The organism is Kitasatospora sp. NPDC048407, assembly GCF_043200475.1.
Taxonomy (GTDB): Bacteria; Actinomycetota; Actinomycetes; order Streptomycetales; family Streptomycetaceae; genus Kitasatospora.
Map to the genome: position 1 here is coordinate 23,770 of NZ_JBICXW010000041.1, position 6,581 is coordinate 30,350.

2 protein-coding genes are annotated in these 6,581 nt (G+C 75.8%); both read right to left on the bottom strand.

What is annotated here, in order from left to right:
• Window positions 1-93: 93 nt before the first annotated feature.
• Entirely contained in the window at window positions 94-3,015 is a 2,922-nt protein-coding gene (locus tag ACGFWJ_RS35835; RefSeq protein WP_392956913.1) for a hypothetical protein, read from the bottom strand.
• On the bottom strand, window positions 3,012-6,281 hold the full coding sequence (locus ACGFWJ_RS35840) for an FtsX-like permease family protein (RefSeq protein WP_392956914.1): 3,270 nt from the start codon (window positions 6,279-6,281) through the stop codon (window positions 3,012-3,014). Before ACGFWJ_RS35840 ends, ACGFWJ_RS35835 begins: the two co-directional genes overlap by 4 nt.
• Window positions 6,282-6,581 lie beyond the last annotated feature (300 nt).

The window sequence follows — 6,581 nt, forward strand, 5'->3', positions numbered from 1 at the left end:
AGCGAAGCGAGGGGGCGGAACTGCGCGGCCAAGCACGACGGGGCCGCACGCCGACGACGCACGACCCCGTTGCACTGTCCGTTCTTGAACCGGTTACTGCGCTCCTTCACCGAGCCGAAGCAGTTGCGGGACCCGCCGCCGCCCCGTCACCCCCTCCAGCGCCGCCGCACACGGCACCAGCACCAGCAGCGCCAGAGCGGCGGCAGCTATCGTCAGCCAGTCCGGAGCGAACGCCGGCGCCCCCGGCCCCGCCGTGAACGCCCGCAGTTCCAGCGCCGGCCCGAGCAGCCACGGCAGCCCCAGGCCGAGCACCGTGCCGCCGACCACCGCCGCCGCCATCACCGGGAGCAGCTGCACCAGTTGGACGCCCGCCGCAGAGCGCCCGTCCAGCCCCAGCGTCCGCAGGTACGCGAGCATCCGCCCGCGCTCCGCCGAGCCGAGCAGCAGCTCCAGGACCACCGCCGCCAGCCCGAGCAGCAGCCCGATCGCCGCCGCCGTCCGGAACGCCAACTCCAGCGCCGACACCAGCCCGTCGTCCGCCGACTCCCTCAACTGCCCTGCCAGATCGCGGACTTCCACCGGCGCCCCACGCAGCACCGCACCACCGGCCGCCCCTGCGCCACCCGCGCCCCCGGTCGCCGCCGAGGCCGCGACCACGGCCCGCAGCCGGGCCCCGTCGATCCGCTGCGCACCGGCCGGCGAGCCGGGCCGGCCGGGCTCGGCGAACAGCACCGCGGCGTTGCGCTGCCCGGTCTGCCGGGGCAGCCGGTCTACGGCGGGCCCGCCGAACACCAGCAGCGGGCCGGTGGCGACGTCGCCGACCACCGGGCCGATCGCCCGGTCCCGGTCCGCCCCGGCGGGCAGCACGCCGACGATCCGGACCCGGAACCTGGTCGCCCCGGCGTCCGCGTCGAACGACCCCTCGGGGTACCGCGCGGCGGTCTTCGCGTCGGCCAGCGCGGGCAGTTCCGCGCCCGCGGCGAGCGGTGCGGACAGGGCGGCGCCGGACAGCGCCGCCGCCACCGGGGAGCCCGGCTCCACCGCCTCCAGCGCCGTCCGGTCGACGCCGACCAGGCCGACGCCCTTGACCACCGAGCCGTCCTCGTCGGCGGTCAGCACGGCCACCCCGCCGCGTACCGGCAGCACCCCGCCGACACCCGGAACCTTCGCCAACTCCTCAAGTGGCAAAGGGCGTTGCGACGGCCCGAGGACCACCGCGTCCCCGCCGGTGCGCCACTCGGCGGCCTCCACCCGGCCCTGCCGCACCGTCCCGGACACCAGTGCGCCGAACACCGCGCAGGCCAGCGCGGGCACCAGCACCAGCAGTGCCGTCGCCGCCGCCGCGGAACGCCGCCCGGCCTGCGACAGGCCGACCAGCGCGACCGTGCCGCGCCGCCGCCGCGCCCAGCCCGTCAGCACCCGCAGCGGCACCGGGTACACCCGCAGCACCACGACCACCGCCGCCAGGCCCAACACCACCGGCACCAGGGCCAGTTGCGGATCCGGGTCGGTCGCCGCCGCCGACACCGCGCCGCGCAGCCGCAACTGCAGCACGCCCGCCGCCGCCAGCGCCAGCACCGTGCCCTCCACCACGACCCGCGCCGACAGGCCCAACACCCGCTTCAGGCCCCGCCGTTGCACCGGCTCCCGGCCCGCCCGGCGGACCGCCCGACCCTGCCACCACACCGCCACCGCGGGCGCGCCCGCCACCAGCAGGGCCGCCAGCAGCGCCGGCCACCACGCACCGAGCGGCCGCTCCCCCGCCAGCGCCCGGGACGCCAGCCAGCCGGCCAACACCCCTACCAGGACCGCAGGAACGGCCTCCAGGGCCCGCACCGCCGCCAGCGCGATCTCACCCGCCCCACGCGCCCGCTGGAGCGTCAGCGCCGCCTCCCGGCGCCGCGCCCCGAGCCGGGCCGCCGCCACCGCCGTGGACACCCCGATCGCCAACAGCCCGGCCAGCGCGAACGATTGCAACGACACCGTCCGGGCCCGCTGCTCCGCGAACCGGTCCATCAGCACCGACAGCCGCTCCTGCACCTGCGGCGGCGACACCGTCCGCACCCCCGCCGGGCACGGCAGCGAATCCGAGACGATCTCACCGCACACCCGGTCCACCGCCGACCTGGTGAACCCCTTTGCCCCCACTGCCAGTTCACGCGTGCCCGCAGCCGTGCCACCGGTCCCCCAGGGCTGCTGCGCCGCCTGGAACGCCCAGGTCGCCGACACCGACAGCGACCCGCGCGCTTCCAACGCCTCCAGCCCCGCCGGAGCCACCAGCGCCTGCCCGTACCGGACGTACCCGTTCGGCTCCGGCGCGTACAACGGCGAGTTCAGCAACGGGAGTTCACGCCAGAGGTCGTCCGCGCCGTCGAGCGGCTCGAACTCGCCGACCACCACCGCCTCGGTGGCCTCCGTCTGCCCCTCCAGCTTCACCCGCTGCCCGACCGTCAGCCCGAACTGCTCCAACCCCTGGCGGGACATCCCCAGTTCGACCGGAGCCTCCTTCGCCCCGTCCGGCTGCGCCGGCGCCCGGCCCGCTGTCCAGCGCACCCGGTCCGCCGCGTCCTGCGCGTACGCCAGCGACACCGACGTGCCACTGTCGTCCGGCTCGGGCACTCCCGCTCCCGACAGCTTCATGCCCTCGCTCTGCGCCCAGCCCGACACCCGCACCAGGGTGTGCGCCAACTCCCCCGACGCCCCCTGCCGCAGGGTCTCCCCGACCCGGGTCAGGTCACTGTCCAACGAGCCGAACTGCGGCGCCGTGGAATTACCGTAGAAGTTCCGCGGCGCCTTCAGCGACGCCCGCGCCATCACCAGCGGCCCGTCCACCTGCGCCACCGTCAGCCGGCGGCTCAGCTCCTTCGTCGCCAGGCCGTCGAACACCGGCGGCCACAGCAGCGACGCCACCGTCAGCACCACCGCCAGCGCCGTCAGCACCACCAGCACCGGCCACCCCGTCCGGGCCTCCCGCAGCGCCGGACGCCACCCACCGAACCCGCCGAGGCCCCTCATCCGCTCTCCCCCGCCCGCAGCTCACGCGCCAGATCCACCCGCGCCAACATCCGCGACAGCACCAGCACCACCGTGCCAACCCCCAGGCCGGTCGCCAGCACCACCGCCGCCGTCCAGCCCCAGCCCACCGTCAACTCCATGGACGGGAACACCGCTCGGCCGCTCCCGTCGACCACGATCAACGGCAGCACCACCGCCGCCAGCGCGACACCCAGCGCCCCGCCCAGCAGCACCGAGAAACCCACCACGGCCAACTGCTCCAGCCGCAGCACCCCCGCCAACTGCCGGCGCCGCACCCCGATCGCCCGCAGCACCGCGAACTCCCGGCGCCTCGAGCGCGCCGAACCCACCGCGTGCACCGTGAACCCGGCCACCGCGAACACCGGCGACAGCGCCAACGACAGCACCAGCGCACTGCGCCGGCCCGAGCGGAACGGATCCGCCGCCAACGCCGCCGCCCGCGACCGGACGCTCTCCACCCGGCCCAGCCGCGGATCCGCCGCGATCACCCGCTCCGCCTGCTCCGCGCCGGCCCTCGACTGCGCCGCCAGCAGCCACGACCCGTCCGTCACCGGCGGCAGCCCCAGCCCCGACCGCGCCGCCGACAACGCCGGCAGATCCACCAGCACCTGCGCCTTGTCACGGTCCCCGCCACCCGGCAGCTCCGGCAGCACCCCGACGATCCGCAGCCCGAACAGGTCCTCCGGGCCGCCCATCAGCCGCACCTCGCCACCGATCCCGAACCGGATCTTCCGCGCGAACGCCTCGTTCACCAGCGCCGGCACCAGGTACCCCGTCACCGGCATCCCCTGCACCCGCTTCGGCGTCCCCGACGGCAGCAGTCCGAACGACACCCCGTCCAAGGCCTCCCCCTGCGTCGAATCCGCCCCGCGCACCACCGCCGACAGCAGCCCGCCCTCGGGCTTCGACACCTCGCACACCCCCGCCTCGACCCGCCGGTCCCCCAGATCCGTCACGCCCGGGCACCCCATGCCCGCCACCCGGACGTCCCCGCGCGTGACGTTCACCCAGCTCGCGCCAGGCGGCACGCTCGCCCCCTCGACCGCCGACACCGTCAGCCGGAGCGTCGCCCGCGGGAAACCCCGCGCCGCACTCCGCACCCCCAACTGCGTGACCTGCAGCGGATAGTGCAACGTCCCCGACGCCAACGGCAGCGACACCGACCGGGCCACCCCGTCCGCCGTCAGCTCCGCCTTCACCTGCGTCACCAGGCCACTCGCGTCCTCCACCTGCGCGACCAGCCACACCTGGCCCACCCGGTCCGCCGCCGACACCGCCGCCCGCACCTTCAGCTCCGACGGGCGTCCCTCCAGCGGCATCCCGTGCACCGGCACCTCGCCGTCCCGCAGCAACGCCAACTGGTCGGCCAGCGCGCCCTGTTCGAGATCCGCCCGGACCGCCGGAACCGCATGCGTCCAGGCCCCCGACGCCGTCCGTTCCGACGTCGCCACCGGCCCCACCGCCGCCGTGTCCACCGCCAGCACCGAAACCTGCGACCCCTGGATCTGGCCCGCCACCGAAGCCACCGGCGTCACCGCCGCCACCCCCGGCACCGCCGCCAGCGCCGCCAGCCGCGCCCCCACCGGAAGCTCACCACCCGTCACCCGCAGGTCCGCCCCGAGCTCGAACGCCGCCCGGTCCCGGTCGCTCGGCCCCTCACCCGCGATCGCCGTCGTCGTCAACGCCCCGACCGCCAACGCCAACGCCATCAACAGCACCGGCGCCGCCTGACCCGCCCGGCCCCGACGCACCTGCCAACCGCTGAGCGGAGCCACCAGACCCCGCCCACGCCGCGCCAACGCCTCCAACCCCCGACCCAGCGGCGGCAACAAGCGCAACAGCAGCAACGCCGCCGCCACCGTCATCACCACCGGCGCCGCCACCAGCACCGGATCGAACCCGACCGCACTCGACGCCGGGCTCAACAGCCCCTGGTACTGCCGCAGTTGCAGATACGCCAGGACCGCCACCGCCGCCAGCACCAGGTCCGCCCCGGCCCGCTGCGCCACCGCCCGCCGGGCACTGCGCGACGGCGTCTCCCGCTCGCCGCCGTCCACCGTCCACAGCACCGGCAGCAGCGCCGCACACCCGTGCAGCACCAACGCCACCCCGGCCACCGCCCAGGCCGCCGCGCCCGTCGCCTCCGCGGCCGCCCCGTCCACCGGCAGCCCCAGCCGCTCCAGCAACCGCAGCAACGGCCCCGCGACCCACACCCCCAGCAGCGCCGCCGGCACCGTGCACAGCGCCCACTCCACCGCCGCGGCACCCAACAGCCGGGCCCGACCCGCACCGCGCGCCAGCTGCAACAGCAGCTCCGCCCTTCGGGAATCGGTCAATTGACGGGCCGTCAGCACCATCGTCCCCGCCGACAGCACCGCCAGCATCGTCACCGGCACCAGCATCCCCGACCGCGCCACCATCATCGGCGACCGCAGATCGTTCAACACCGCCGACAGATCGCTCGACGCCCGCAACCCCTGCAGCGACGGGTTCACGCCCCGGAACACCGCCCGGTTCACATCACCGCCCGTCAGCCGCTCCACCCGGTCCCGCAGCAGCCCCAGCCCCTCCGGCCGCACCTGCCCCGGCTCCGGCACCGCCGTCCACTGCACGTCCACCTGGTCGTGCAGCAGCGGATGCGTCCGCAGCAACTCCTGCGACGCCAGCACCAGGCGCTCCGGCGACTCCACCGCGGACGTCGCACCCCACGCCCGCCACAGCCGCGCCGCCCCCGGCAGCTCCCGGTACACCCCGCTCACCGTCAGCGACAAGGTCCCGCCGGCCGGCAGCGCCAACGGCAACTTCGCCCCCGTCGACACCCCCAGCAGACGCGCCGCCGTCTCCGACACCGCCACCTGCTCAAGCCCGGTCGGCCAGGCCCCCTGCGCCAACTCCGCCACCCGCTGCGGCTCCGTCACCGCCAGCGGCGCCATCGCCAACCCCAGCGGCGACGAGTCCGCCCCCGCCACCTTCGGCAGCGGCGTCCGCAACGGCATCGTCCCGTGCAGCGCCTCTTCGATCTCCGCCGGCATCCCCGGCAACGCCCGGTGCAACGCCGCCCGCACCTGCGCATCCGCCGCCGTGTCCCCGCCCTCGGCGTACCGCCCCGACAGCGACACCGAGAACCGCGGATCCGCCGCCAACCGGTGCCACATCCCCTGCGTCACCGAACTCCCCGTCAGTGCCGTCAGCGCGGTCAACACCGCCACCGCCACCAGCACCGTCACCGCAGCAGCTCCCAGCACCACCCCGTGCTGCCCCGCCCGCCGAACCCCCGCGGGCGAACCCCACCCGTCCGCTCCCATTCCCCCGAAGCCCTCCCGTCCGCCGGTGGTCTGGACCAATCTCGATGACGGGCAGTCTGCCGCCAACCCCCGGCCCAGACAACAGCCCACCGATCACAGACCGGACTCGTTCCACCCGCCCGCCCCGAGGGGCGTCCGAAAATGCCCCGGAAATGCGAAAAAGCCCCCCGCCAAAAGGCGGGGGGCTTTCCCTGAATGATTGTTCGGCGGCGTCCTACTCTCCCACAGGGTCCCCCCTGC